The organism is Pseudomonas sp. F(2018) (assembly GCF_005508865.1).
In the GTDB taxonomy this organism is placed as follows: domain Bacteria; phylum Pseudomonadota; class Gammaproteobacteria; order Pseudomonadales; family Pseudomonadaceae; genus Aquipseudomonas.
Genome location: NZ_SCOM01000001.1, coordinates 1,183,791 through 1,207,660, shown reverse-complemented (window position 1 = coordinate 1,207,660; position 23,870 = coordinate 1,183,791). Strand labels below are relative to the sequence as shown.

Below are 23,870 nucleotides of genomic sequence, written 5' to 3'. Positions count from 1 at the left end.
GGCCCGTGCCGATATGCGGGACCATCCTTGTCTGGCGAACTTAATTGTTTGGAGCAGGCTAACCGAGGCGAAGAAGGCCGGCTAGTGCCGGCCCTCTCCCCACCTCCGCAAAGAGGCTGGTGCCTCAGGGAATGCACACCCCCTGCTGGTCGCTCTGCGCCAGGTCCATCAGCTCGCGGCTGGCCACGGTGTACATGGCGTAGTCGGTGCCGGTGGCGGCGCGCAGCTCGGCGAGCATGGCCAGCCAGCGTTGGACCAGGGGCTTGTGCTGCTCCAGCCAGAAGCTCACCCGCTCCTCGATGTCCTTCGGACCGTCGGCCATCTGCAGCACGGCGATGGTGATCGCCCGCTGCTGCCAGTCCAGGTCGTCGCGGAACGCCTCGCGGGCCAGGGCCTGCCAGTTGTTCTCCACCGGCAGGTTGGTGATCTGCTGCAGGTACCAGGACAGTTCCAGCGCCCCGCCGGTGGCGAAGTAGGCGGTGGCTACGTCCGCCGCCGGCTGGCCGGTGACGTCGGCGGCCTCGATGATCGGCAGCAGGGTGTACAGGTGGCTGGTGCCGGCGACCACGCGGGCCAGCTCCTCCGGCGTGCCGGCCTCGACGAAGCTCTGGTAGCGCGCCAGCCACTGCTCGCGAGCCGGGCCTTCGAGCAGTTCGTCCAGGCGCCCGGCCAGCTCGGCCACGCGCGGGGCGAAGTGGCCGACATCGCGGGCGGCGTCCAGGTCCTCGCGGCGGCTGCGCAGGAACCAGCGGGTGGCGCGACGCCCCAGGCGCATCAGCTCGTCCATCAGCTGCAGCTGCAGCTCGGCCGGCACCTTGTAGTCCAGCGCCTCGATCTGCTTCCACCAGTGCGGCAGGCGGAACACGTCGCGCACGATGACGTAGGCGCCGGCGACGTTGGCCGCGCTCATGCCGGTGGACTCCTTCAGGCGCTGCACGAAGGTGATGCCCATGTGGTTGACCAGGTCGTTGGCGATCTGGGTGCTGACGATCTCGCGCTTCAGGCGATGGCGACGCATGGCCTCGCCGAACTTCTTGGTCAGCTGCGCCGGGAAGGCGGTTTCCATCTCGCGGGCCAGGTAGTCGTCGTCCGGCACCAGGGATTTGAGCAGCGCTTCCTTGAGGTCGATCTTGCTGTAGGAGATCAGCACCGACAGCTCCGGCCGGGTCAGGCCGCGGCCATTGGCGGCGCGCTCGTTGAGCTCGTCGTCGGTAGGCAGGAACTCCAGGGCGCGGTCCAGCTTGCCGGCGGCCTCCAGCGCGGCCATCAGGCGCTTGTACTCGGCCAGGCGCTCGCGGGCGCGGCGCTGGGCCAGGGACAGGGCCTGGGTCTGCTTGTAGTTGTTGCCCAGCACCAGGTTGCCGACCGCGTCGGTCATCTCGGCCAGCAGCTTGTTGCGCTGCTTGCCGGTCATGTCACCGGCGGCGACGATCTCGCCGAGCAGGATCTTGATGTTCACCTCGTGGTCGGAGCAGTCCACCCCGCCGGCGTTGTCGATGAAGTCGGTGTTACTGGCGCCGCCGTTGAGGCCGTACTCGACGCGGCCGAGCTGGGTCATGCCGAGGTTGCCGCCCTCGCCCACCACCTTGGCGCGCAGCTCATTGCCATTGACCCGCAGGCCGTCGTTGGCCTTGTCGCCGACGTCGGCGTGGGTCTCGCGACTGGACTTCACGTAGGTGCCGATGCCGCCGTTCCACAGCAGGTCGACCGGAGCCTTGAGCAGCGCGTTGATCAGCTCGGTGGGCGCCAGCTTGTCGGCCTGGATGTCGAAGCGTTGCTTCATCTGCGGGGTGATGGCGATGCTCTTGGCGCTGCGCAAGAAAATGCCGCCGCCTTCGGAGATCAGCTTGGTGTCGTAGTCGGCCCAGCTCGAGCGCGGCAGGGCGAACATGCGCTGGCGCTCGACAAAGCTCTTGGCCGCATCCGGGTTGGGGTCGATGAAGATGTGCTGGTGGTTGAACGCCGCCACCATCTGCAGCTGGTCTGACAGCAGCAGGCCGTTGCCGAACACGTCGCCGGCCATGTCACCGATGCCGATCACCGTGGTCGGGTCCTTCTGCACGTCGATGCCGCGCTCGCGGAAATGGCGCTGCACCGAGACCCAGCCGCCCTTGGCGGTGATACCCATGCCCTTGTGGTCGTAGCCGGCCGAGCCACCGGAGGCGAAGGCGTCGCCGAGCCAGAAGCCGTAGTCGATAGCGATGCCGTTGGCGATGTCAGAGAAGGTCGCGGTGCCCTTGTCCGCCGCCACCACCAGGTAGGGGTCATCCGGGTCGTGGCGCACCACGTTCTCCGGCGGCACCACCTTGCCTTCCTTGAGGTTGTCGGTGATGTCGAGCAGGCCGCTGATGAAGATGCGGTAGCAGGCGATGCCCTCGGCCAGCACCTCGTCGCGGTTGCCGCCCACCGGCAGCCGGCGCGGAATAAAGCCGCCCTTGGCGCCCATCGGCACGATCACCGCGTTCTTCACCTGCTGCGCCTTGACCAGGCCCAGCACCTCGGTGCGGAAGTCTTCCTCGCGGTCGGACCAGCGCAGGCCACCGCGGGCCACGTCGCCGAAGCGCAGGTGCACGCCCTCGACGCGCGGGCAGTAGACGAAGATCTCGAACTTGGGCACCGGCCGCGGAATCTCCGGAATCGCCCGCGGGTTGAGCTTGAAGCTGAAGTAGTGCTTGGGCTGACCGTCGGCACCGTTCTGGAAGAAGTTGGTGCGCAGGGTGGCCTTGATCAGGTCCAGGTAGCGCCGCAGGATGCGGTCCTCGTTGAGCACCGCGACGTTGTCCAGCGCGGCGAGGATGGCCTGTTCCAGCTTCTGCTGCTTGTCCTCCAGGTCCTCGGCGGACAGCTTGCGTGCCAGGTAGAAACGGGTGCGGAACAGGCGCACCAGCTCCTTGGCGATATCGGCATGATTCACCAAAGTCGACGCGATATAGCCGAGGTCGAAGCCCAGGCGGATCTGCTTGAGGTAGCGGGCGTAGGCGCGCAGCAGCGCCACGTCGCGCCAGGGCATGGCGGCGGTCAGTACCAGGCGGTTGAAGCCGTCGTTCTCGGCGGCGCCACCGACTATCTGCACGAAGGCGTCCTGCAGGGTCTCGTTGAGCTGCTGGATATCGACGCTCACCCCTTCGGCGGTGGTGAAGGCGAAGTCATGAATCCAGTACTCGCGGCCATCGGCGCGGCGCAGCTTGTAGGGAAACTCGCCGAGCACGCGCAGGCCGAGGTTCTCCAGGATCGGCAGCACGTCGGACAGCGGCAGCGGCGTGTCGGCGTGGTACAGCTTGCAGTGCAGCTCCTGGTCGCCCTGGGCCAGCGGCTGGTAGAAGCTCATCACCAGCTGGCGCTCGTCGGACAGGCTGAGCAGGTGCTGCATGTCCACCACCGCCGAGTGCGGGGCGAAGCGCTCGGTGTAGCCGGCCGGGAAGCCTTTCGGGAAGTCGGCCAGCACCTGGGTGCCCTGGGCCTCGCCGGAGCTCTCGATGATCAGGCTGGCGTAGTCGTCCTTCCACGAACGGCAGGCCTGGATGACTTCCTTCTCGATGCGCGCCGGGTCGATCTGTACGCGGTTCTTCGGGTCGACCTTGAGGATGAACTGCACCCGCGCCAGCACGGATTCGGAGAAGTAGGTCCAGAACTCGCAGTCGCTGGCGCCCAGGCGCTCCATGAGGATCTGCTGGATCTTCAGGCGCGTCTCGGTGGAGTACACGTCGCGCGGCACATAGGCCAGGCAGTAGGCGAAGCGGCCATAGGGATCGCGGCGGATGAACAGGCGCAGCTTGTTGCGCTCCTGGATCTGCACGATGGCGATGGCGGTGTTGAACAGCTCGTCCACCGGGGTCTGGAACAGGTCGTCGCGCGGCAGCACTTCCAGCACCTGCTCCAGCTCCTTGCCCAGGTGGGCCTTGCGGTCGAAGCCGGAGCGCTCGGAGATCTCCGCCACCTTGCGACGGATATAGGGGATGCGGCTGACGCTCTCGGCGTACACGGACGAGGTGTACAGGCCCATGAAGCGGCACTCCTTGACCACCTTGCCCTTGGCATCCAGCTCGCGGATGGAGACGAAGTCCGGGTAGGCCGGGCGGTGCACGCGGCTCGGCGTGGCGGCCTTGGCGAAGGACAGCAGCACCGGCTGGCGCAGGTAATCCAGGGCCTCCTTCTCGATGTGCAGCTCGTCCTTTTTCAGCCCGCTGCGCAGGCGCTTGGACAGGCCCAGCAGCGAGGCCTCGTCGTATACCAGATGGCCGCCGTCCTTCTCGTCGACCACGGTGAATTCCTCGTAGCCGAGGAAGGTGAAGTGGTTGTCCAGCAGCCAGGTGAGGAAGGTCTTCACTTCCGCCAGCTCGGCGCCGTCGACCTTGAGCTTGGCCTTGTCCAGCCAGGCCAGCAGCTGCTCGGCGCGGGCCTTCATCGGCTGGAAGTCGGCCACGGCCAGGCGTACCTCTTCCAGCACTTCCTGAATGCCCTTCTCCAGGGCACGCAGCTCGCCGACATTGGCGCAGCGGTCGATCTCCAGGTACATCAGCGCTTCGTGCTGCACGTCCTTGCCGCTGCTGCCCTTGCTCAGCAGCTCCTGCAGCTCGCCGCTCTTCTTGCGCTTCACGCTGAACACGCTGTTCTGCAGGGTGTGGATGCTGTAGCCGCGGCGATTCAGCTCCATGCGCACCGAGTCGACCAGGAACGGCAGGTCGGCGTGCAGCACTTCCACCGCGGTGTGGGTGGACTGCCAGCCATGCTTCTCGTAGTCCGGGTTGTAGACGCGCACCACCGGCTTGGCGACGTCGAAGCGTTCGAGCAGGCGCCAGGAGGACAGCGTGCTGCCGGCCAGGTCGGTGAGACGGCGCTGGGTCAGTTCGTCGAGGGAGACGATGCCGAAGAATTGCTCGGCGAACAGGGCCACTTGTGGCAGCGCCTTGTCGCTGACGTGCTGCGCCAGGGCCGCTTGCAGTTGGTGCTGGAAGTCGGCTTTGCTGGCCGCGGTGAAGAACGCCATGTTGATGCTCCACTGGACTTGTTATTCGAGTTGGGCGCGCGACGCCTGGGTTTCCAAGCAGTCTAGGCGATAGGCTGGACTCGGCAGGCGCACGCCGACCATCAGGTCACGGCAAGCTTAGCGACAGCCCATGGCAGCTGGATTGCGGCGGCGCGACATATTCGTTCATCGCCTTGCAGCCGCCCCGCTGCTAAGGTGCGACTCCACGTAGTCCGGCAGGGAAACCATGCAGTCCCCACTCCGTCGCCATCTGCTCCTCCATTTCGGCAACCTGCTGATCACCGCCGTCGGCCTGGCCCTGCTCGGCCTGGCGGCGTGGTTGCGGCCGAGCCTGATCCAGCCGCTGCTGTGGGCCGGGGTGCCGGTCTACCTCGGCGTGCTGCTGCCGCGCTGGATCGGCCGTCGCGAACGCCTGCGCCGCGCCGCCCTGGCCCTGGCTGCGGCCGAGGAGAAGTGGGGTTTTGCCAGCCGCGACCACTGCGGGCCCTGGCTCAACTACATCGACCAGCCCTACCTGCGCCACTGCCCGGAGTTCGCCGGGCGCTACTTCTATGGCGAGTGGCTGGTGATCCACGACGGTCTGCTGATCGTCAATCCGGGGCACTCGACCCTGGACGCCCAGCGCCAGGAAGTTCACTACGACTTCGCCCGGCCGAGCACCTACGCCTGGGACGGCTGCACGCCCAAGGTGCCGTTCTACTGGCTGGCGATCATCGGCGTGCCGGACTGGTGGGAGAAGCCGCACCGGGTGCTGCACCTGCATGGCGGCGAGCTCTGCGAGGCCGACGTGTTCTGGCCGCTGACCCATCCGGCGAGTCTGGTGCACGACGCGCTGTACCAGTACCTGAACGCCGCGCCAGTGGCCAAGCACGAGGCCGACCTGCTGTTCTTCCGCATGCTGCGCGAGGCCGGCATGCTCTGGCTGCCGGCCTTCTCCTATTACCTCGCGGTACGCCTGCTCGGCGCGCCGGATGTGCGTGGCCCGCGCCCGCAGAACAGCACCCTGCGCTGCACCAGCGCCCTGCCCGGCCTGGGCCGGCCCAAGGCTGTGGAGCGGGTCGAGGAGCAGCAGCCCGCTTGAGCCATACCCGGCAAGCGGAACTGGTCGGCAGAGCAGTTCCAGGAGCATGCAAGCGCCCCCGCCGATGCAGTAGAGTTAGCACCCCGATCGGGTGAGTTCGGCAACCCGTCAGTCCCTTTCCAGGAAGATTCTCGATGGAACATCGTGAGGCGCTTGTCGCGCTGCGGCAATTTCTCGCTACCCAGATCCTCGGCCAGGAAAAGCTCATCGAGCGCCTGCTGATCGCCCTGCTCGCCGACGGCCACCTGCTGGTGGAAGGAGCCCCGGGCCTGGCCAAGACCAAGGCCATCAAGGAACTGGCGGAAGGCATCGAGGCCGAGTTCCACCGCATCCAGTTCACCCCCGACCTGCTCCCGGCCGACATCACCGGCACCGAGATCTACCGTCCGGAAACCGGCAGCTTCGTGTTCCAGCAGGGGCCGATCTTCCACAACCTGGTGCTGGCGGACGAGATCAACCGCGCCCCGGCCAAGGTGCAGTCGGCGCTGCTGGAGGCCATGGCCGAGCGCCAGGTCTCCATTGGCCGCAGTACCTATGACCTGTCGCCGCTGTTCCTGGTCATGGCCACCCAGAACCCCATCGAGCAGGAAGGTACCTACCCGCTGCCCGAGGCCCAGCTCGACCGCTTCCTGATGCACGTGAAGATCGGCTTCCCCGACGCCAGCGTGGAACGCAAGATCCTCGCCCAGGCTCGCGGCGATGCGCTGAACGGCGAGGCCAAGCCGGAGCACCGGGTCAGCCAGCAGGCGATTTTCGCCGCGCGCCAGGAGATCCTCGGCCTATACATGGCCGATGCCGTGGAGGAATACCTGGTACAGCTGGTGATGGCCACCCGCACCCCGGCCAAGCACGACGCCGAACTGGCCGAGTGGATCGCCTACGGCGCCAGCCCGCGCGGCTCCATCGCCCTCGATCGCTGCGCCCGCGCCCATGCCTGGCTGGCCGGCCGCGACTTCGTCAGCCCCGAGGACATCCAGGCGGTGCTGTTCGACGTGCTGCGCCACCGCATCATCCTGTCGTTCGAGGCGGAAGCCGCCGGCATCGACCAGGACCGCGTGGTGCAGCGCATCCTCGACGTGGTGGCGGTGGCCTGAGTGCAGCCGCAAGCCGTAGCCCGGATGCAATCCGGGGTTGCCCGCACCTTGCCCCCGGATTGCATCCGGGCGACCGGCTGACCACCCCATGCATATCCAGCCCACACCTCCCGGTATTCGCGTCAGCCTCGCCGAGCTGATCGAGATGCGCCACCGCGTGCGCGAGGTGCAGCTGTTCTCCACCCCGGCCAAGCGCAGCCCGCTGATCGGCCTGCACCACTCCAAGCTGCGCGGGCGCGGCGTCGACTTCGACCAGGTGCGCGTGTACCAGGCCGGCGACGACGTGCGCACCATCGACTGGCGCGTCACCGCGCGCACCCAGGAGCCGCACACCAAGCTGTTCCATGAGGAGCGCGAGCGGCCGATCTTCATCATGGTCGAGCAGAGCCGCCGGCTGTTCTTCGGCTCGGCCCTGCAGTTCAAGTCGGTACTCGCCGCCCAGGCCGCCAGCCTGTTCGGCTGGGCCGCCCTGGCACACAACGACCGCATCGGCGGCCTGGTGTTCGGCGATGCCGAGCACCACGAGATCAAGCCACGGCGCAGCAAGCAGAGCCTGCTGCAGCTGCTCAACCGCCTGACCCGCGCCAACCAGGGCCTGCACCCGGACGCCGCCGGCGAGCGCGACAGCTTCGGCCTGGCCCTGCGCCGCGCCCGCGAGGTGCTGCGCCCCGGCAGCCTGGTGATCATCGTCTGCGACGAGCGCACGCTGAACGACTCCGCCGAACAGCAGCTCGGCCTGCTGGCGCGGCACACCGACCTAGTGCTGCTGCCGGTATCCGACCCGCTCGACCACGACCTGCCCAACGCCGGCCTGCTGCGCTTCATCGAGCGCGGCGCGCAGCTGGAACTGGACACCCGCGGCGACGACCTGCGCGTCGCCTACGGCGGCCTGGCCGAACAGCGCCGTGCGCGCTGGCAGCGCCTGGCGCAGAAGCTCGGCGTGCCGCTGCTGGCGCTGTCCACCGCGCAGGACCTGGTGGAACAGCTGCGCGACCACCTCAGCGGTCCCCAGGCGGGCAAGCGCGCATGAACCCGCTCGACCAGCTGCAACCGACCATCGCTCCGCCACCGGTCTCCTGGTGGCCACTGGCGCCCGGCTGGTGGGCGCTGCTAGTGCTGATCCCGTTGCTGCTCTGGGGCCTGTGGTACCTGCGCCGCTACCTGCCACGCCGCCAGCAGCAGGCGCTGCAGAGTGAACAACCGCTCGACCCCGTGCGCCAGGCCGCCCTGGCCGAACTGGCGCGCCTGGTGCGGCCCTACGATGGCCAGCACGCCGGCCCCTGGCTGCAGCAGCTCAACGCCCTGCTCAAGCGCCTGGCCCGCACCGACTACCCCACGGACAATAGCCACGTGCTCAGCGGCCGTGCCTGGCTGGCCTTTCTCGACAGCCGCTGCCCGGCCGCCGGGCTGACCCGCTGGATGATCCTGGTGGAAGGCACCTACCGCAGCCACTGCAGCCTCGACGACAAGGCCATCAACGGCCTCAACCAGGCCGTCGACACCTGGATTCGCAAGCATGTTTGAGTTCGCCTGGCCCTGGGCCCTGCTCCTCGCTCCCCTGCCCTGGCTGCTGCGACTGCTGCTGCCGGCGGCCGACAGCGGCGAGGCGGCGCTCAAGGTCAGCTTCCTCGGCGAGCTGGAAGGCCTCAGCGGCCGCCGCGCCCGCGCCAACCAGCCGGCCTGGCGTCAGCAGGCGCCCTTCGTGCTGCTGTGGATGTTCCTGCTGTTGGCCGCGGCCCGCCCGGAATGGGTCGGCGAGCCGCTGCCACTGCCGGCCAGCGGCCGCGACCTGCTGCTGGCGGTGGACGTGTCCGGCTCCATGGACCACGACGACATGCAGTGGGAAGGCGACGACATCTCGCGCCTGGAGCTGGTGAAGAAGCTGTTCGGCGACTTCGTCGAGGACCGTCGCGGCGACCGCATCGGCCTGATCCTGTTCGGCAGCCGCGCCTATCTGCAGTCGCCACTGACCTTCGACCGCCACACCGTGCGCACCTGGCTGGACGAGGCGCTGATCAACATCGCCGGGCCGCAGACCGCCATCGGCGACGCCATCGGCCTGGCCGTCAAGCGCCTGCGCCAGCGCCCGGCCGACAGCCGCGTGCTGGTGCTGATCACCGACGGCGCCAACAACGGCGGCGAGATCGAACCCAAGACCGCCGCGCGCCTGGCCGCCGAGCAGAAGGTCAAGATCTACACCATCGGCATCGGCGCCGATCCCGAGCAGAGCGGGATCATGGGCATGCTCGGGCTGAACCCGGGCGTCGACCTGGACGAGGCGACCCTGATCGACATTGCCGAACAGACCGGCGGCACCTATTTCCGCGCCCGCACCAGCGAGGAGTTGCAGCAGATAGAGGAGGCCCTCGACCAGCTGGAGCCGGCCGCCCAGCTGCCGACCCGCGCCCGCCCGGCGCTGGCCCTGTATGCCTGGCCGCTGGCCGCGGCGCTGCTGATCAGCCTGCTGCTGGTGGCGCGCGAACTGTGGCCGCAGCACTGGCAGACGCTGACCTCGCGCTTCGGAGGATCGGCCTGATGGACATGCTCTGGCCGCACTGGCTGCGCCCGTTCTGGCTGCTCCTGCTGCCGCTGCTCGGCTGGCTGCTGTGGCAGCTGTGGCACCGCGAGCGCCGCAGCGGGCGCTGGCAGCTGCTGCTGCCGGCCGCTTTCCAGGCCGTGCTGCTGTCCGGCGGCCGCACGCGCAACAATCGCTTGCCGTGGGTCGCCCTCGGCCTGGCCTGGCTGCTCGCCCTGCTGGCCCTGCTCGGGCCGAGCTGGCAGCGCATGGAACAGGCCAGCCAGAAGCGCGCCGACCCGTTGGTGGTGCTGCTCGAACTGACCCCGGCGATGCTCGCCACCGACGCCGCGCCGAGCCGCCTGGAACAGGCCAAGCGCAAGCTGCTCGACCTGCTGCAGGCGCGCAACGACGCGCAGACCGCGATCATCGTCTATGCCGGCAGCGCCCACACCCTGGTGCCGCTGTCCGACGACCTGGCCACCGCGCGCAACCTGCTGGAGGCGGTCAAGCCGTCGATCATGCCCGAGCCGGGTCGCCGCGCCGACCTGGCGGTGAGCCGCGCTCTGGAGCTGCTCGATCATGGCGCCCAGGGCCGCGGCCGGCTGCTGCTGATCGGCAGCGAGATGAGCGCGGAAGAGCGCGAAGGCGCGCGCCAGGCACTCGGCAGCCGTGGCGAACGCCTGGCCATCCTCGGCATCGGCTCGCCCCAGGGCGCACCGATCCGCGGCGAGGACGGCAGCTTCCTCAAGGACGCCGACGGCGCCATCCTGGTGCCACGCCTGGACAGCGCCGGCCTGCGCCAGTTCGCCAGCGAGCTGGGCGGCCAGTACCGCAGCGCGCGCCTGGACGACCGCGACCTGCAGGCCCTCGATCTGCTGCAAGGCCCGCAGGAGCTGCGCGACGGCGTCGAGCCGACTCAGCTGCAGGCCTGGGCCGATCAGGGCCACTGGCTGCTGTTGCCGCTGCTGCTGATCGCCGCCTGCGCCGGGCGCCGCGGCTGGCTGTTCTGCCTGCCGCTGCTGTTGTTGGTCAGCCCGCAACCGAGCTACGCGCTGGGCTGGGACGACCTGTGGCTGCGCCCGGACCAGCAGGGCCAGCGCCTGCTCGAGGCGGACCAGGCCAAGGAGGCTGCTGGCCGCTTCCGCGATCCGCAGTGGCAGGGCGAGGCGCTGTACCGCGCCGGCGACTACGCCGGCGCCGCCGAGCGCTTCGCCCAGTCCGACAGCGCCATCGCCCACTTCAACCGCGGCAACGCCCTGGCCAAGGGCAACGAGCTGGAAGCGGCGCTGGACGCCTACGAGCAGGCCCTGGAGCGCCAGCCGGAGCTGCAGCCAGCGCAGCAGAACAAGGCGCTGGTCGAGCAATTGCTGCGCCAGCAGAAGCAACAACAGCAACAGCAATCGCAGCAGGGCGACGAGCAGCAGCAGGACCAGCAACAGCAGCAGTCCTCTTCCAGCCAGTCGCCATCCGCACAGCCGCAACAGTCGGGCGACCAACAGTCGTCAGCGCAACAGGGCCAGAAGGACAAGGAAGGCCAGCAGCCGCAACAGCAGCAGGGCCAGGAAGGTCAGAACGGCCAGCAGAACGCCCAGGAACAGACGGCCCAGCCCGGCGAGCAGCAGGCAGGTGCCAGCGACAAGCCGGCAGACGCCACCCAGACCGCCAGCGCCCAGCCGCTGGACGGCGAACAGCGCGATGCGCTGGAACAATGGCTGCGGCAGATTCCGGACGATCCGGGCGAGCTGCTGCGGCGCAAATTCCTCTACGAACAACAGCAGCGCCAGGAACAGTCCCGATGAAACGCCTGCTTTGCGCCCTCCTCCTCTGCCTGATCGGCACCCAGGCCTGGGCCGCCAGCTTCTCCGCCACCGTCGACCGCGCGCGCCTGAACGAGGGCGAGACCTTCGACCTGATCCTCGAATCGGAGGACGTCACCCAGTTCGGCATGCCGGACCTCGCGCCGCTCAAGCAGCAGTTCGAAGTGGTCAGCACGCGCCAGGAAAACCGCCTGTCCTCCTTCGGCGGCAAGGCGCGCTCCAGCACCCGCTGGATCGTCACTCTGCTGCCACTGCAGAGCGGCTACGTGGTGGTGCCGCCGCTCAAGCTGGGCGATGCGCAGAGCCAGCCGATCACCCTGCAGGTGGTCAAGGGCGACGCCAGCGGCAGCGGCAAGCTGGCGCCGATCTTCATCGACGCCAGCCTGGACCAGGAGAGCGTCTACGTGCAGGCCCAGGTGCTGCTGACCCTGCGCATCTACCACTCGGTATCGCTGTACGACGACAGCAGCCTGACCCCACTGAACATCCCCGACGCCCGCGTCGAGCAGCTGGGCGACCCGCGCACCTTCGAGACCGACGTCAACGGCGTGCGCCACGGGGTGATCGAGCTGCGCTACGCAATCTTCCCGCAGCAGAGCGGCCAGCTGACCATTCCGTCCCAGGTGTTCAGCGCCACTCCGGCCGTGCGCGACAACGACTACAACCCCTTCGGCCCGCGTCCGGGTCGCCTGACCCGGGTCCAGTCGCCAGAGATTCCGCTGACGGTCAAACCGCGCCCCGCCAGCTGGCCGGCCGACGCCCCCTGGCTGCCGGCCCGTGACCTGAGCCTGAGCGAGGCCTGGAACCCGGAGCCGAACAAGGCCAGCGTCGGCGACTCGCTGACCCGCAGCATCATGCTGCGCGCCGAGGGCCTGTCCAGCGCCCAGCTGCCCCCCATGCCGGTGCAGGACAGCCCCGGCCTGCGCCGCTACCCGGACCAGCCGCAGCTGCGCAACGAGACCAACGACAAGGGCCTGATCGGCAGCCGCGAGGAAAGCCAGGCCCTGGTGCCGAGCCAGAGCGGACGCATCACCCTGCCGGAAGTACGGGTGCACTGGTGGAACGTCACCGAGGATCGTCTGGAGGTCGCCAGCCTGCCGGCACGCACCCTGGAAGTGGCGGTCAATCCGAACCTGGAAGTAGAGACCCCGGTCGGCGGCCAGCCCACGCTGGCTGGTGACGGCACGCTGCTGTGGCCCTGGCAGCTGGCCTGCGCCCTGCTCGCTCTGACCACCGCCCTGGGCTTCGGCCTGTGGTGGCGCGCCCGCCGCCAGCCGGCGATCCTGCCCACCGCGCAGACCGGCCCCAGCCCGCGCACCCTGCTCGACGATCTCAAGCGCGCCTGCCTGGCCAACGACCCCCACGCCACCCGCCAGGCTCTGGACGCCTGGGCTCGCCAGCAGCCGGAAACCCTGGCGGACATGGCCGCACGCTTCGCCAGCCTGTCCGACGCCCTCGACGGCCTGAATGGCGCGCTGTACAGCGAGAGCGGCCACCAGTGGCAAGGCGAGAGCCTGTGGAAAGCCATCCGCAGCCTGCCAGCCCTGGAAGCCGCGGCCAAGCCGCAGGAAGCCAGCCCGCTGCCGCCACTATACCCACGCTGACCAGACGCCAAGGACGGAAACATGACCCTCAAGGAAGAACTCGCCGCCTTCTACCGGCGCTGCGGTTTCAGCGACACCGCCGACCGCCAGGCCTGCACCGTGCCGGTCTATACCGGCTGCCTGCTGGTGCCGCTGCCGAACATCGAGACGCGCCACATCTACCTCAAGTACCACGACCTGCACCACGTGACGACCGGCTACAGCACCGGGCGTATCGGCGAGGGCGAGGTCAGTGCCTGGGAGCTGGGCACCGGCTCGATGCTGAATTCACCGCTGCTCGGCACCATGAACCTGATCGCCCTCTCCACCGGCCTGGTGCTGGAACCCAGGCGCATGTGGCGCGCCTTCCGCCGTGGCTGCCGCAGCCGCAACCTGTACCCGCTGGCCATGCGCAAGAAGATCGACAACGAGCACTGGGCCGACCTGCCGGCCCTGCGTCAGGAGCTGCTGGAGAGCCGCCGCGACCCGCTACCGCTGCCGCTGCGCGCGCTTGAGTTCGGCGCCTATGCGGCGGTGGCCATGCTGATCCACGCGCTGATCGCCATTCCCGCCGTGTGCACCCGCGTGATCACCGATATCGGTCTGGGCTACAGCTTCTTCCAGGCGGTGAAACCGACCAGGCGCACCGACCTGTTCTGAGTTCAAGGAGCCTTCGATGAGCAACCTGAATACCGTGGAACTCAAGACATTGGTGCCGGCCAAGGACTTCGCCCGCTCCAAGGACTTCTACCAGGCGCTGGGCTTCAACATGCCCTGGGGCGACGAGCAACTGGCCTACCTGCATCACGGCAACAGCAGCTTCCTGCTGCAGAACTTCTACATGCGCGAGCAGGCGGAAAACTTCGTCATGCACCTGCTGGTGGAGGACGTGGACGCCTGGCATCGGCATGTCCGCGAGTCGGGTCTGGCCGAGCGCTTCGGCGTACGGATGGGCGAGCTGGTGGACCAGCCTTGGAAGATGCGCGAGTTCGTGTTGTTCGATCCGAGCGGGGTGCTCTGGCACATCGCGCAGAATATTTAAGGGCCGCCACTAACACGGCGGTGCGCACGTGCGAGCCGATTAATCTAGAAAATCTGCCGGGAGGGTCTTGGCAAATTCTCTTGCCCTCCCAATGAGCTCATCCCATTCGGGTTGAGGCCTGGAGGAAACGCCGCTTTCCACTAGGGCTCGTTCGAACAGGTCCTCCAAGGACCAAACGGCGCGCTTCTCTTCTTCCGTGAAGAACTCATTGATCGGCACGCAGGAAAGCTTGCTGGATAGGATGTCCCACATCATGAGGAGATGCCCGAGTGGAAGTTGGACTTGTACTTCCTTGGATAAATCTACTTTCTGGGTCACCCGACATCTCCCTATTCCACATCGCTAGGACTCGCAGCGGCTCAAACTGCATCCCAAGCTGAGGGGCCTACTCCGGCTGCGGCCCAATCGGGAAGAACTCTCCCCCGCTCCACACCCCGAGCCAGGTCTGGCCATCGATCTGCCGCTCCACCGCCAGATCCACCAGCTGGTAGAACACGTTGCGATGCACCAGTGCCTCCAGGTTGCGCCGCACATGCAGGTAGGGCGCAGGCTCCTGCGTCTTGGGGTCGATCTCGACGCGTAGCGGATGTTCGCTCCCCGCCTCGACCTCCTCGTCGACATTGGTGGTGAAGCGCAGCACCTGCGCCTCGCCCGCCCCGTCCACCTGCAGGGTCACGGCCACGAAGGGCGCGTCGTCGACGATGATGCCAACCTTCTCCACCGGGGTGATCAGGAAGTACTTGTCGTCGTCGCGACGGATGATGGTGGAGAACAGCTTGACCATCGGCTTGCGTCCGATCGGCGTGCCCAGGTAGTACCAGGTGCCATCGCGGGCGATGCGCATGTCGATGTCGCCGCAGAAATCCGGGTTCCACAGGTGCACGGGCGGCAGGCCTTTGCCCTCGCCCTTGGGAATCTGCGCCAGCAGGTCGCCGGCCTTGCCCGGATCGGTCATGCGGTGTGTCTCCTTGTCCAGCCGACAGTATGGCGGTTAGCGCTCGCTAACGCCCAGCAGCGTGCGCGCGTACTGCTCGAACGGTGCGCGCAGCTGGTCGGCGGGTTGATTGTCGTAAAACGTCAGAAAGCCGCCGTGGTTGCGGATACGGGCGGTATCCACCAGGTAGCGGGTGCTGGTCTCGATCAGCATCAGCTGGATCACGCCGGAGTCCACGCCCAGGCGATCCACGGCCTCCTGGTCCTCCCACTCCTCCACGGTGCCGATGCGGTCATCGGCGTCGGCAAAGCGGGTGTACAGCAGGTAGTGGGCACCGGCGACACGCGCCTCGTTCATCGCCTCGTCCAGGCCTTGCGGCTTGCTGGCGCGGCGCACCAGCGGGAAGTATTCGACGAAGGACTTGAAGGCCTCCTCCGCCACCACGTTGGGACGTGGGCGGGCATCACCCGGCGGCACATAGTGAGCCTGAGAGATGAAGATGAACGAGTCGGCCTGCAGCCGCCAGGAGGCGGAGCGGCGAGTTTCGCTGCGGTCGAGCACGCCGGCGTCGCGCAGGTGGTATTCGGTGCCAGCGGCCATGTCGCTGACTTTCATGCAGCCACCGAGCGCGACCAGCGCCAGCAGCAGAATCAGGCTACGCATTGCAGTTCCTCCCTGCCGGTGACGGAAAACCGGCGGATAGAGAGTCATAGCAGCTTCCGCGCCAACCTTGCCTCACAGGCCGCGTTGCCATTCCTGGCGCAGGTGCGCGCTCTGCGGCCGCTCGATGGCCTGGCGCACTTGGGCCAGCAGGCGTGCCTTGTCGGCACCGAGGTTGCCCTTGAGCACCAGGTAGTTGGAAGCATGGTCGCTGCGGAACACCGTGTCCTGCAGCTCCAGGCCCTCCAGCAGACGCTCCACTTCGAGGAACAGTTGCTGCTGGCCGAGCGGCTGGAAATCGGCGAAGCCTTCGCGGAAGCGCTGCTCACCCATGGGAAAACTGACCACCAGGGTAGAGAGGAATTCCGGCTGGGCGGCGTTCATCAGGCGCGCCGAGTTATCAGCGTGCTGCTCGCTCAGGGCCGTGCCGCCGAGGCCGTTGAGGATCATCACCGAGCGGGTGATGCCGGCCTGGCCGAGCTTGTCCAGAGCGCTGATGCTGGACTCGAAGGTCTCGCCCTTGTTGACCCGCGCCAGCACTTCGTCGTCGCCCGACTCACAGCCGACATAGGCCATCTTCAGCCCGGCGTCAGCCAGCTCCTTGAGCTCCTCCACCGACTTCTTGCGCAGGTTGCGCGGCAGGCAGTAGCTGGAGACGCGGTCGACTTCGGGCATGTGCTCGCGGATCGCCTGCAGGATGCCCAGCAGGCGCCGCGTCGGCAGCACCAGAGCGTCACCGTCGGCAAGGAACACCCGCTGCACGATCAGGCGCTCGCCGGCACGACGGACCTCCTCCAACACCTGGTCTTCGTCACGAGCGCGGAATTTCTTCTGCGGCGCCGTGTACATCTCGCAGAACGTGCAGGCGTTCCACGAGCAGCCGTTGGTCACCGGCAGGATCAGGGAATGGGCTTCGCTCGGCGGACGGAATACCGGCTCGATATAGGCGATGGGGAATTCGGCAGACATGGCTTGAGAACGTTAGGTTAACGATGATCTCGCGAGCTAGAGCCAGGCTAGGCGAAAGCAGGCGAGGCAGCGGAGTTTACAGGCGGTAAATGAGCATGCCGAGCCTGCTTTCAACAACGCATGGCCGACGCGCAGCAGATCATTAGCCACCGATGATTTTCATGACGGTGACACCGCCCGCAAAGGCGATGTCCTGCTTGTCGGCAAGTGCCCGCACCAGCAGCCGCTGCAGCGCCGGCAGGGCCTGGTGACGGGGCTTGTCGAGCAGGTCGCCGACATAGTGGCGGTTGCTCGACGACAGGCAGCCGTGCAGCCAGCCGGTGGAGGACAGGCGCAGACGCGAGCAAGTGCGGCAGAACGGCACGCTCTCGTTGGCGATCACGCCGAAGAAGCCGTGGCCGGGAATCTCGTAGCGCAGCGCGGTGGCATCCAGCGGCGCCGGCGCCTGGGCGAACTCGTGGCGCTCGGCGATCGTCGCCAGCAGCTCGGGCATGCCATAGAACTGCTGCTGGAAGCTCGCGCCTTCGCGGGCCAGGTGGCCCATGCGCATCAGCTCGATGAAACGCAGTTCGAAGCCGCGCTCCAGGCAGTAGTCGAGCATGGGCAGTACCTGCTCGTGGTTCTGCCCGCGCAGCGGCACCATGTTGACCTTGATCTTCAGCCCGGCCGCCCGCGCCTCTTCCAGGCCCTGCAGCACGGTCGGCAGGTCACCGCCACGGGCGATGCGCTTGAAGGCGTCGGGGTCGAGGGTATCCAGCGACACGTTGATGCGCTTGAGGCCGCACTCCAGCAGCAACGGCAGCTTGCGCGCGAGCAGCTGGCCATTGGTGGTCAGGCTGATGTCCTGCAGGCCGAGCTGGCTGGTCTCACGCAGAAAATGTTCGAGCTTGGGGCTGACCAGCGGCTCGCCACCGGTGATGCGCAGGCGTTCGATGCCGGCGGCCTCGATCAGATAGGCCACGCCACGCACCATGGCCTCGGCCGAGAGTTCATCCTGGGCCGCCACCAAGCGCTTGCCGTCCGGCACGCAGTAAGTGCAGGCATAGTTGCAGGCGGCGGTCAGGCTGATGCGCAGGTTGCGGAAACGCCGGCCCTGGCGGTCGACGATCATGGGAAGGCTCCGGCAGTGTCTAAACCGGAGTATATGCCCGCCGCCGATGGCAAAGAACGCATCATTGGCGGGCTGAATGGCATCAGGCCGTCGGCGCTTCGCCGTCGCGCTTGCGCTTGTTGCCCATGCGCACGCCGATGTCCATGAGGAACTGGAAGAAGCCGTCCTGATCCTCCAGCACGCTGCTCCAGAACGGCGAGTGGTACAGTGCCACGGCGCCGTGTACCAGCGCCCAGGCGGCGCAGTAGTGGAAGTACGGCGGTACGTCTTCCAGCTTGCCCTCTTCGATGCGGCCCTTGATCAGCAGCGTCAGGCGTTCGAAGTTGGAGGTACGGATCTGGTGCAGCTGCTCGACCATCTCCGGCACCTGGTTGCCCTTGACCACCTTCTCTTCCAGACGGTCGAACAGGCGGTAGCGCTGCGGATCGCGCATGCGGAACTCGAAGTAGGCGCGGGACAGGGCTTCCTTGTCGCGGGCCACGTCTTCGGAGTGGAACAAGGCGTTGAGGTCGCGCTCGTAGTCCAGCATCAGGCGCAGGTAGACCTCGGCCTTGGACTTGAAGTGCTTGTAGATAGTGCCTTTGCCGATTCCGACCGCATCGGCGATCATCTCGACAGTTACGCTGTCTTCACCCTGTTCAAGGAAGAGCTTGAGCGCGGTATCGAGAATTTCCTGTTCGCGACGACGGAATTCACGGACTTTGCGAGGTTCTTTGTTCATAAAGTGACTACAGGATGAAAAATCGAGGCGCGTCATTATGCCTGTTCAGCGCCAAAATGCACGGATCATCGGCCCAATGCTCAATTTAAACGACGAATTTCCTCTAGTTCCCGGTTTGCGCTATCTCAATCACGCCGCCGTAGCCCCCTGGCCCAAGCGCGCCAGCGATGCCGTACGGCGCTTCGCCGAGGAGAACATCAGCCTCGGCGCGCGCAACTATCCCGACTGGCTGAAGGTGGAGAAGCGCCTGCGCGAACGCCTGATGCGCCTGCTCAACGCCTCCAGCACGGCCGACATCGCCCTGGTGAAGAACACTTCGGAGGCGCTGTCCTTCGTCGCCTTCGGCCTGGACTGGCGCGCCGGCGACCAGGTGGTGATCAGCGACGAGGAGTTCCCCTCCAACCGCATCGTCTGGGAAGCCCTTAAACCGCGCGGAGTCGAGGTGGTGCAGGTCAACCTGGGCGGCAGCGACCCGGAAGGCGCCCTGCTCGCCGCCTGCGGGCCGCGCACACGACTGATGTCGATCAGCTCGGTGCAGTTCGCCAGCGGCCTGCGCCTGGACCTGCCGCGCCTGGGCGCCGGGTGCCGCGACAAGGACGTACTGTTCTGCGTCGACGCCATCCAGCAGCTCGGCGCCCAACCGCTGGACGTGCAGGCCTGCGACTGCGCCTTCGCCATGGCTGACGGGCACAAGTGGATGCTCGGCCCGGAAAGCCTGGGCGTCTTCTACTGCCGCAGCGACCTACGCGAGCAGCTGGCCCTGCACGAATACGGCTGGCATATGCTGGAACACGCTGGCGATTACGACCGCACGGAATGGCAACCGGCACGCAGCGCCCGGCGCTTCGAGTGCGGCAGCCCGAACATGCTCGGCGCCATGGCGCTGGAGGCCAGCCTGTCGCTGCTGGAGGAAGTCGGTATGGATCAGGTGGCGGCAAGCATCGAGCAGCGCGTGCTGCAGCTGCAGGAAGGCCTGCAGCGAATCGCTGGCATCCAGCTGCACAGCCCGCTGAACCCGGCCCGCCGCGCCGGCATCCTGACCTTCAGCTGGGATGGCTGGGACAACCAGGCGCTGTTCGCCAGACTCCGGGAACAGCAGGTGATCTGTGCGCAACGGGGCAAAGGCATCCGTTTATCCCCGCACTTCTACACCGATCCGGAGTTGATCGAACAAAGCCTGACGGTGCTGAGCCAGCTGCGACAAGGCTGAGTGCTCAGCAGCCGCGGCGGTATTCCAAATACGTTTAAGAAACCGCCGCGACCAATCTGGACGATGGGGAATCCTGGCTAATACTGGAACTACTGGTGTGCGACATCTCCCCCCAAGTGTCCCGCCAGTCGAGGTACCGTGGATCGCGTACCTTTGTTTTACTCCTAATGGTCTTGACCCGGATTCATCCCCCAGAACCCGGGTTTTTTTTGTCCGCGATTTTTGCGAACCGACCTATCAGGCCACTCGGGCCAGCGGGAACAGGCGCTTGAAATTGGCCGTGGTCTGCTCGGCCAGGGCCTCGAACGACTCGCCACGCACCATGGCCAGGAATTCCGCCACTTCGCGCACGTACTGCGGCAGGTTGGGCTTGCCACGATGGGGAATGGGCGCGAGATAGGGCGAGTCGGTCTCCACCAGCAGGCGGTCGGCCGGCACCTTGCGCGCTACCTCGCGCAGGGCATCGGCGTTGCGGAAGGTGACGATGCCGGACAGCGAGATATAGAAGCCAATATCCAGGGCCGCCTTGGCCATGTCCCAGTCTTCGGTGAAGCAGTGCAGCACGCCGGCCTGGGGCAACGCCGCCTCGCGCAGCAGCGCCAGGGTGTCGGCACGCGCCTCGCGGGTATGCACGATCACCGGCTTGCCGGTGATCTTCGCCGCCTCGAGATGCAGGTTGAAGGACTGCCGCTGCAGCTCGGCCGCCTCGGGTTCGTAGTGATAGTCCAGGCCCGTCTCGCCGATGGCCACCACATTGGGGTGGTTCAGCTCGCCGAGCAGCCAGTCCAGCGCCGGCGCCTCACCCTTCTCCAGATCCAGCGGATGCACACCCACCGAGCAGTCGACATCGGCATAGCGCTCGGCCAGTGCCTTGACCGCACCGGCATTGGCAGCGCTGACGCCGATGCACAGGAAGTGTTGCACGCCGCGGGCACGAGCCGCAGCCAGCGCCGCGTCGAGGGAGCCGTCGTGAGCCGCCAGGTCGAGGCGGTCGAGGTGGCAGTGGGAATCAACCAGCATGGGATTTCTCTGTCTCTGAAATGACGAAGCGCCCATTCCGGGCGCTTCTGCCTTGAAGCCTGTGATGCGACTTACATGGTGTGAGTCGGGCGATCCGACTTCAGCGCACCGGCCAGGTAGGTCTCGATCTTGTTGCGGGCGGTGTTGTCGCCGTCGTTGAACTGCACACCGACACCGGCGGCGCGGTTGCCCTGGGCACCCTTCGGAGTGATCCACACCACCTTGCCGGCTACCGGAATCTTCTCCGGCTCGTCCATCAGGTTGAGCAGCATGAACACCTCGTCGCCCAGCTTGTAGCTCTTGGCGGTCGGGATGAACAGCCCGCCATTGCGAATGAAGGGCATGTAGGCGGCGTACAGCACGGACTTGTCCTTGATGGTCAGGGACAGGATCCCGTTACGCGGTCCTAGGTTCGGTGGCAAGCTCATGCACTATTCCTGGCAACTTTTCCAATTTTTCGATTCTAGCCCGGCCCGGGCAGGCTTGCCCACTGCACCAGCAGGGCTTCGAGAAGCAGAGCACCGTTCAGGTTGGCCTTGCCCAGCACCTTCTGGCGTTGCTGCAGCAGCCAATCCTGCATGGCCAGCAGCTTGTGCTGAGGAGTCTTGTCCGCCAGGTACTGTACGACCTTGCGCATGTCGGCCAGGCCCAGGCCCTCTTCGTCGCGGCTCAACTGGTAGCGCAGCATCAGCTGCGCCCAGTCGCAGAACCAGTCGAACAGCATGGTCATCGGCAGAGTCTTCCAGGCCTCGGCCAGTTGGGTGGCACTGGCCTGCTGCTTGAGCAGCTTCTTCACGCCCTCGACCACCAGAGCACGCTGCTCCAGAACGCCCTGCCCCTGCAGGCGACGCGCCATCAGCGGCGAACCGCCGGCCAGGGTCAACAGCTCGCGGCGCTGCTCATCGCTGCTGTCCGGCAGGGCCTGGGCCAGCCAGGTCAGACTTTCGGCCTGGCTCGGCAACGGGCAGGCCTGCTGCACGCAGCGACTCTTCACGGTCGGCAGCAGGCGGCTGGGCTGATGGCTGACCAGCAACAGCACGGTATCGCCGGACGGCTCTTCCAGGCTCTTGAGCAGAGCGTTGGCGGAGTTGAGGTTCATCGCCTCCACCGGTTCCAGCAGCACCACCTTGCGCCCGCCGAGCTGGGCGGTCTGCACCACGAAGCCGACCAGCTCGCGCACCTGGTCGACCTTGATCGCCTTGTCCGCCTCTTCCGGCTCCAGCACGAATACATCCGGGTGGGTACCGGCAGCCAGCAGGTGACAGGCCTTGCACTGGCCGCAGGCGTCGGCGCCATTCGGTCGTTGGCACAGCAGGCGCGCCATCAGGCGCTCGGCCAGGTCGCGCTTGCCGATGCCGGCCGGACCATGCAGCAGGTAGGCGTGTGCGTGCTGCGGGCGGTTGGCCAGCTGTTGCCAGAGCTGTGCCTGCCAGGGGTAGGCTTCAGCCACGGCAGCGCTCCAGGATTTCCGGCAGCAATGCGTCGATGGAGCGCTGCACCGCTTCCAGCGACTGCGCGGCATCCAGCACGCGATAGCGCGCTGGAGCGGCGGCTGCGCGCTGCAGATAGGTCTGGCGAACGGCCTCGAAGAAGTCCCGACCTTCCTGCTCGAAACGGTCCAGGCGCCCGCGAGCGGCGGCGCGAGACAGGCCGATCTCCACCGGCAGATCGAACACCAGGGTCAGGTGCGGGCGCAGTTCGCCCTGGACGAAACGCTCCAGCTCGGCGATGCGCGCATCACCCAGGCCACGACCGCCGCCCTGGTAGGCGTAGGTGGCATCGGTGAAACGGTCACAGAGCACCACGGCGCCACGCGCCAGGGCCGGACGGATGACCCGCGCCAGGTGCTGGGCACGAGCGGCGAACACCAGCAGCAGCTCGGTATCGCTGTCCATTTTTTCGTCGCTGGGGTCCAGCAGCAGTTCGCGGATGCGCTCGGCCAGCGGCGTGCCGCCGGGCTCGCGACTGAGTACCACCTCGACGCCATTCTCGCGCAGACGCTCGGCGAGGTACTCGCGGTTGGTGCTCTTGCCGGCCCCTTCCGGGCCTTCCAGGGTGATGAACAGACCGCTCACGGGTTTTCCTTATCTGGGCGCGGGGCTGGAGCGATAGTCGCTGCGGCGCTTGAGCTGGTACTCGCGCACGGCACGGTTGTGCTGCTCCAGGGTTTCCGAGAATACATGGCTGCCGTCGCCGCGGGCGACGAAGTACAGACTCTTGCCCGGCACCGGGTTGAGCGCGGCGTGGATCGCCTCGCGGCCGGCCAGGGCGATGGGGGTCGGCGGCATGCCGTCGATCACGTAAGTGTTGTAGGGCGTCGGTTGCAGCAGATGGGCGCGGGTCAGGTTGCCGTTGTACAGCTCGCCCAGGCCGAAGATCACCGTCGGGTCGGTCTGCAGGCGCATGCCGCTGCGTAGGCGGCGGACGAATACGCCGGCGATCTGCCCGCGCTCCTCGGCCACGCCGGTCTCCTTCTCCACCATCGAGGCCATCACCAGCGCATCATAGGGCTTGCGATACGGCAGGCCCTGGGCGCGCTTGTTCCACTCCTCGTCCAGCACCTGATCCAGGCGGGTACGCGCCTGCTTGAGCAAGTCGAGGTCGCTCATGCCACGCACGTAACGGTAGGTATCGGGGAAGAAGCGCCCCTCGGGGCTGACACCGGGCAGGCCCAGCCGCTCCATCAGCGCCCCGTCGTCGAGCCCGGCCAGGCTCTGTTGCAGCGCCTCCTGGCGGGTGAGCGCGGCGCGCACCTGGCGGAAACTCCAGCCCTCGACCAGCGTCAGGCTGTACTGCATCACCTCGCCACGGCGCCACAGACCGAGCAGATCGCGCACGTTCTGCTGCGGGCTGAGGCGGTATTCGCCGCTGTGCAGCGCCTGGTTCGGCAAGTTGAAGCGCCAGTACAGGCGCAGCCAGAAGGCGCCATCCAGCACCCCCTCGCCTTCCAGACGATTGAGCAAACCTCCAGGAGTATCGCCGGGCACCACCTCGATCAGGCGCTCGCTCTCCAGCTTGAGCGGCTGGTTCAACGCGCTGTGCAGGCGCCAGCCGGCCAGGGCCAATGCCAACACGAGCAGCGCCAGGCCGGTGACCAGCAGCAGCAACAACTTGCGAATCACG

The 23,870-nt window shown here is 67.0% G+C and carries 22 protein-coding genes; 10 read left to right on the top strand and 12 right to left on the bottom strand.

What is annotated here, in order from left to right; translation table 11 throughout:
• Positions 1-124 precede the first annotated feature (124 nt).
• Positions 125-4,987, bottom strand: coding sequence for an NAD-glutamate dehydrogenase (locus FFS62_RS05805; RefSeq protein WP_137971841.1), 4,863 nt, complete (start codon positions 4,985-4,987; stop codon positions 125-127).
• A 226-nt stretch (positions 4,988-5,213) separates the two neighbouring features.
• Here FFS62_RS05805 and FFS62_RS05800 point away from each other — a divergent pair, with 226 nt between their 5' ends.
• The 9 genes from FFS62_RS05800 (at position 5,214) to FFS62_RS05760 (ending at position 14,122) form a co-directional block, all read left to right on the top strand.
• The gene (locus FFS62_RS05800) at positions 5,214-6,068 is read left to right on the top strand and encodes a DUF1353 domain-containing protein (RefSeq protein WP_137971840.1); all 855 of its coding nucleotides are present in this window, start codon (positions 5,214-5,216) and stop codon (positions 6,066-6,068) included.
• A 134-nt stretch (positions 6,069-6,202) separates the two neighbouring features.
• Entirely contained in the window at positions 6,203-7,162 is a 960-nt protein-coding gene (locus FFS62_RS05795) for a MoxR family ATPase (protein ID WP_137971839.1), read from the top strand.
• A gap of 88 nt (positions 7,163-7,250) precedes the next feature.
• The gene (locus FFS62_RS05790) at positions 7,251-8,192 is read left to right on the top strand and encodes a DUF58 domain-containing protein (protein ID WP_137971838.1); all 942 of its coding nucleotides are present in this window, start codon (positions 7,251-7,253) and stop codon (positions 8,190-8,192) included.
• Entirely contained in the window at positions 8,189-8,686 is a 498-nt protein-coding gene (locus FFS62_RS05785; RefSeq protein ID WP_137971837.1) for a DUF4381 domain-containing protein, read from the top strand. The genes FFS62_RS05790 and FFS62_RS05785 overlap by 4 nt, the downstream gene beginning before the upstream one ends.
• Positions 8,679-9,698 (top strand): VWA domain-containing protein, encoded by a 1,020-nt coding sequence (locus FFS62_RS05780; protein WP_137971836.1) that lies wholly within the window; start codon positions 8,679-8,681, stop codon positions 9,696-9,698. Before FFS62_RS05785 ends, FFS62_RS05780 begins: the two co-directional genes overlap by 8 nt.
• Entirely contained in the window at positions 9,698-11,479 is a 1,782-nt protein-coding gene (locus tag FFS62_RS05775; protein WP_137971835.1) for a VWA domain-containing protein, read from the top strand. Before FFS62_RS05780 ends, FFS62_RS05775 begins: the two co-directional genes overlap by 1 nt.
• Positions 11,476-13,101, top strand: a complete 1,626-nt coding sequence (locus FFS62_RS05770) for a BatD family protein (RefSeq protein WP_137971834.1) — start codon at positions 11,476-11,478, stop codon at positions 13,099-13,101. The genes FFS62_RS05775 and FFS62_RS05770 overlap by 4 nt, the downstream gene beginning before the upstream one ends.
• Positions 13,102-13,122: 21 nt before the next feature.
• Positions 13,123-13,740: a hypothetical protein gene (locus FFS62_RS05765; protein WP_137971833.1), complete on the top strand. Its 618-nt coding sequence runs from the start codon at positions 13,123-13,125 to the stop codon at positions 13,738-13,740.
• 16 nt (positions 13,741-13,756) lie between these two features.
• On the top strand, positions 13,757-14,122 hold the full coding sequence (locus FFS62_RS05760) for a VOC family protein (protein ID WP_137971832.1): 366 nt from the start codon (positions 13,757-13,759) through the stop codon (positions 14,120-14,122).
• A 39-nt stretch (positions 14,123-14,161) separates the two neighbouring features.
• On the opposite strand, the gene FFS62_RS05755 is transcribed toward FFS62_RS05760, so the two are convergent.
• From FFS62_RS05755 to FFS62_RS05730, 6 genes are all read right to left on the bottom strand, one after another.
• Positions 14,162-14,440, bottom strand: a complete 279-nt coding sequence (locus tag FFS62_RS05755; protein ID WP_137971831.1) for a hypothetical protein — start codon at positions 14,438-14,440, stop codon at positions 14,162-14,164.
• Positions 14,441-14,507: 67 nt separating this feature from the next.
• On the bottom strand, positions 14,508-15,077 hold the full coding sequence (locus FFS62_RS05750) for a DUF1285 domain-containing protein (protein WP_137971830.1): 570 nt from the start codon (positions 15,075-15,077) through the stop codon (positions 14,508-14,510).
• A 36-nt stretch (positions 15,078-15,113) separates the two neighbouring features.
• On the bottom strand, positions 15,114-15,719 hold the full coding sequence (locus FFS62_RS05745; RefSeq protein ID WP_137971829.1) for a DUF4823 domain-containing protein: 606 nt from the start codon (positions 15,717-15,719) through the stop codon (positions 15,114-15,116).
• Between the two features lie 72 nt (positions 15,720-15,791).
• Positions 15,792-16,685, bottom strand: coding sequence for a radical SAM protein (locus tag FFS62_RS05740; protein ID WP_137971828.1), 894 nt, complete (start codon positions 16,683-16,685; stop codon positions 15,792-15,794).
• A 142-nt stretch (positions 16,686-16,827) separates the two neighbouring features.
• Positions 16,828-17,796 (bottom strand): GTP 3',8-cyclase MoaA, encoded by a 969-nt coding sequence (locus tag FFS62_RS05735; RefSeq protein ID WP_137971827.1) that lies wholly within the window; start codon positions 17,794-17,796, stop codon positions 16,828-16,830.
• Between the two features lie 82 nt (positions 17,797-17,878).
• A complete protein-coding gene (locus FFS62_RS05730) occupies positions 17,879-18,517 on the bottom strand; it encodes a TetR/AcrR family transcriptional regulator (RefSeq protein ID WP_137971826.1) in 639 nt (212 codons plus the stop codon).
• A 76-nt stretch (positions 18,518-18,593) separates the two neighbouring features.
• Between FFS62_RS05730 and FFS62_RS05725 the strand changes: the two genes are divergently transcribed.
• Complete coding sequence (locus FFS62_RS05725; RefSeq protein WP_137971825.1) at positions 18,594-19,727, top strand: aminotransferase class V-fold PLP-dependent enzyme; 1,134 nt, start codon at positions 18,594-18,596, stop codon at positions 19,725-19,727.
• A gap of 237 nt (positions 19,728-19,964) precedes the next feature.
• Here the strand turns inward: FFS62_RS05725 and FFS62_RS05720 are convergent, their stop codons facing one another.
• From FFS62_RS05720 to mltG, 5 genes are all read right to left on the bottom strand, one after another.
• Positions 19,965-20,747: a TatD family hydrolase gene (locus tag FFS62_RS05720; protein ID WP_137971824.1), complete on the bottom strand. Its 783-nt coding sequence runs from the start codon at positions 20,745-20,747 to the stop codon at positions 19,965-19,967.
• Between the two features lie 71 nt (positions 20,748-20,818).
• Positions 20,819-21,175: a PilZ domain-containing protein gene (locus tag FFS62_RS05715; RefSeq protein WP_043310025.1), complete on the bottom strand. Its 357-nt coding sequence runs from the start codon at positions 21,173-21,175 to the stop codon at positions 20,819-20,821.
• Positions 21,176-21,210: 35 nt separating this feature from the next.
• Positions 21,211-22,197, bottom strand: coding sequence for a DNA polymerase III subunit delta' (locus FFS62_RS05710; RefSeq protein ID WP_137971823.1), 987 nt, complete (start codon positions 22,195-22,197; stop codon positions 21,211-21,213).
• Complete coding sequence (gene tmk, locus FFS62_RS05705) at positions 22,190-22,822, bottom strand: dTMP kinase (protein ID WP_137971822.1); 633 nt, start codon at positions 22,820-22,822, stop codon at positions 22,190-22,192. Before tmk ends, FFS62_RS05710 begins: the two co-directional genes overlap by 8 nt.
• A gap of 9 nt (positions 22,823-22,831) precedes the next feature.
• Positions 22,832-23,869, bottom strand: a complete 1,038-nt coding sequence (gene mltG / locus FFS62_RS05700; protein ID WP_137971821.1) for an endolytic transglycosylase MltG — start codon at positions 23,867-23,869, stop codon at positions 22,832-22,834.
• Between the last annotated feature and the right edge of the window lies 1 nt (position 23,870).

Excerpts from the sequence above, each read along its gene's own strand:
- FFS62_RS05805 (WP_137971841.1), bottom strand. The coding sequence starts at position 4,987 with ATGGCGTTCTTCACCGCGGCCAGCAAAGCCGACTTCCAGCACCAACTG.
- FFS62_RS05800 (WP_137971840.1), top strand. The coding sequence starts at position 5,214 with ATGCAGTCCCCACTCCGTCGCCATCTGCTCCTCCATTTCGGCAACCTG.
- FFS62_RS05795 (WP_137971839.1), top strand. The coding sequence starts at position 6,203 with ATGGAACATCGTGAGGCGCTTGTCGCGCTGCGGCAATTTCTCGCTACC.
- FFS62_RS05790 (WP_137971838.1), top strand. The coding sequence starts at position 7,251 with ATGCATATCCAGCCCACACCTCCCGGTATTCGCGTCAGCCTCGCCGAG.
- FFS62_RS05785 (WP_137971837.1), top strand. The coding sequence starts at position 8,189 with ATGAACCCGCTCGACCAGCTGCAACCGACCATCGCTCCGCCACCGGTC.
- FFS62_RS05780 (WP_137971836.1), top strand. The coding sequence starts at position 8,679 with ATGTTTGAGTTCGCCTGGCCCTGGGCCCTGCTCCTCGCTCCCCTGCCC.
- FFS62_RS05775 (WP_137971835.1), top strand. The coding sequence starts at position 9,698 with ATGGACATGCTCTGGCCGCACTGGCTGCGCCCGTTCTGGCTGCTCCTG.
- FFS62_RS05770 (WP_137971834.1), top strand. The coding sequence starts at position 11,476 with ATGAAACGCCTGCTTTGCGCCCTCCTCCTCTGCCTGATCGGCACCCAG.
- FFS62_RS05765 (WP_137971833.1), top strand. The coding sequence starts at position 13,123 with ATGACCCTCAAGGAAGAACTCGCCGCCTTCTACCGGCGCTGCGGTTTC.
- FFS62_RS05760 (WP_137971832.1), top strand. The coding sequence starts at position 13,757 with ATGAGCAACCTGAATACCGTGGAACTCAAGACATTGGTGCCGGCCAAG.
- FFS62_RS05750 (WP_137971830.1), bottom strand. The coding sequence starts at position 15,077 with ATGACCGATCCGGGCAAGGCCGGCGACCTGCTGGCGCAGATTCCCAAG.
- FFS62_RS05745 (WP_137971829.1), bottom strand. The coding sequence starts at position 15,719 with ATGCGTAGCCTGATTCTGCTGCTGGCGCTGGTCGCGCTCGGTGGCTGC.
- FFS62_RS05740 (WP_137971828.1), bottom strand. The coding sequence starts at position 16,685 with ATGTCTGCCGAATTCCCCATCGCCTATATCGAGCCGGTATTCCGTCCG.
- FFS62_RS05735 (WP_137971827.1), bottom strand. The coding sequence starts at position 17,796 with ATGATCGTCGACCGCCAGGGCCGGCGTTTCCGCAACCTGCGCATCAGC.
- FFS62_RS05730 (WP_137971826.1), bottom strand. The coding sequence starts at position 18,517 with ATGAACAAAGAACCTCGCAAAGTCCGTGAATTCCGTCGTCGCGAACAG.
- FFS62_RS05725 (WP_137971825.1), top strand. The coding sequence starts at position 18,594 with ATGCTCAATTTAAACGACGAATTTCCTCTAGTTCCCGGTTTGCGCTAT.
- FFS62_RS05720 (WP_137971824.1), bottom strand. The coding sequence starts at position 20,747 with ATGCTGGTTGATTCCCACTGCCACCTCGACCGCCTCGACCTGGCGGCT.
- FFS62_RS05715 (WP_043310025.1), bottom strand. The coding sequence starts at position 21,175 with ATGAGCTTGCCACCGAACCTAGGACCGCGTAACGGGATCCTGTCCCTG.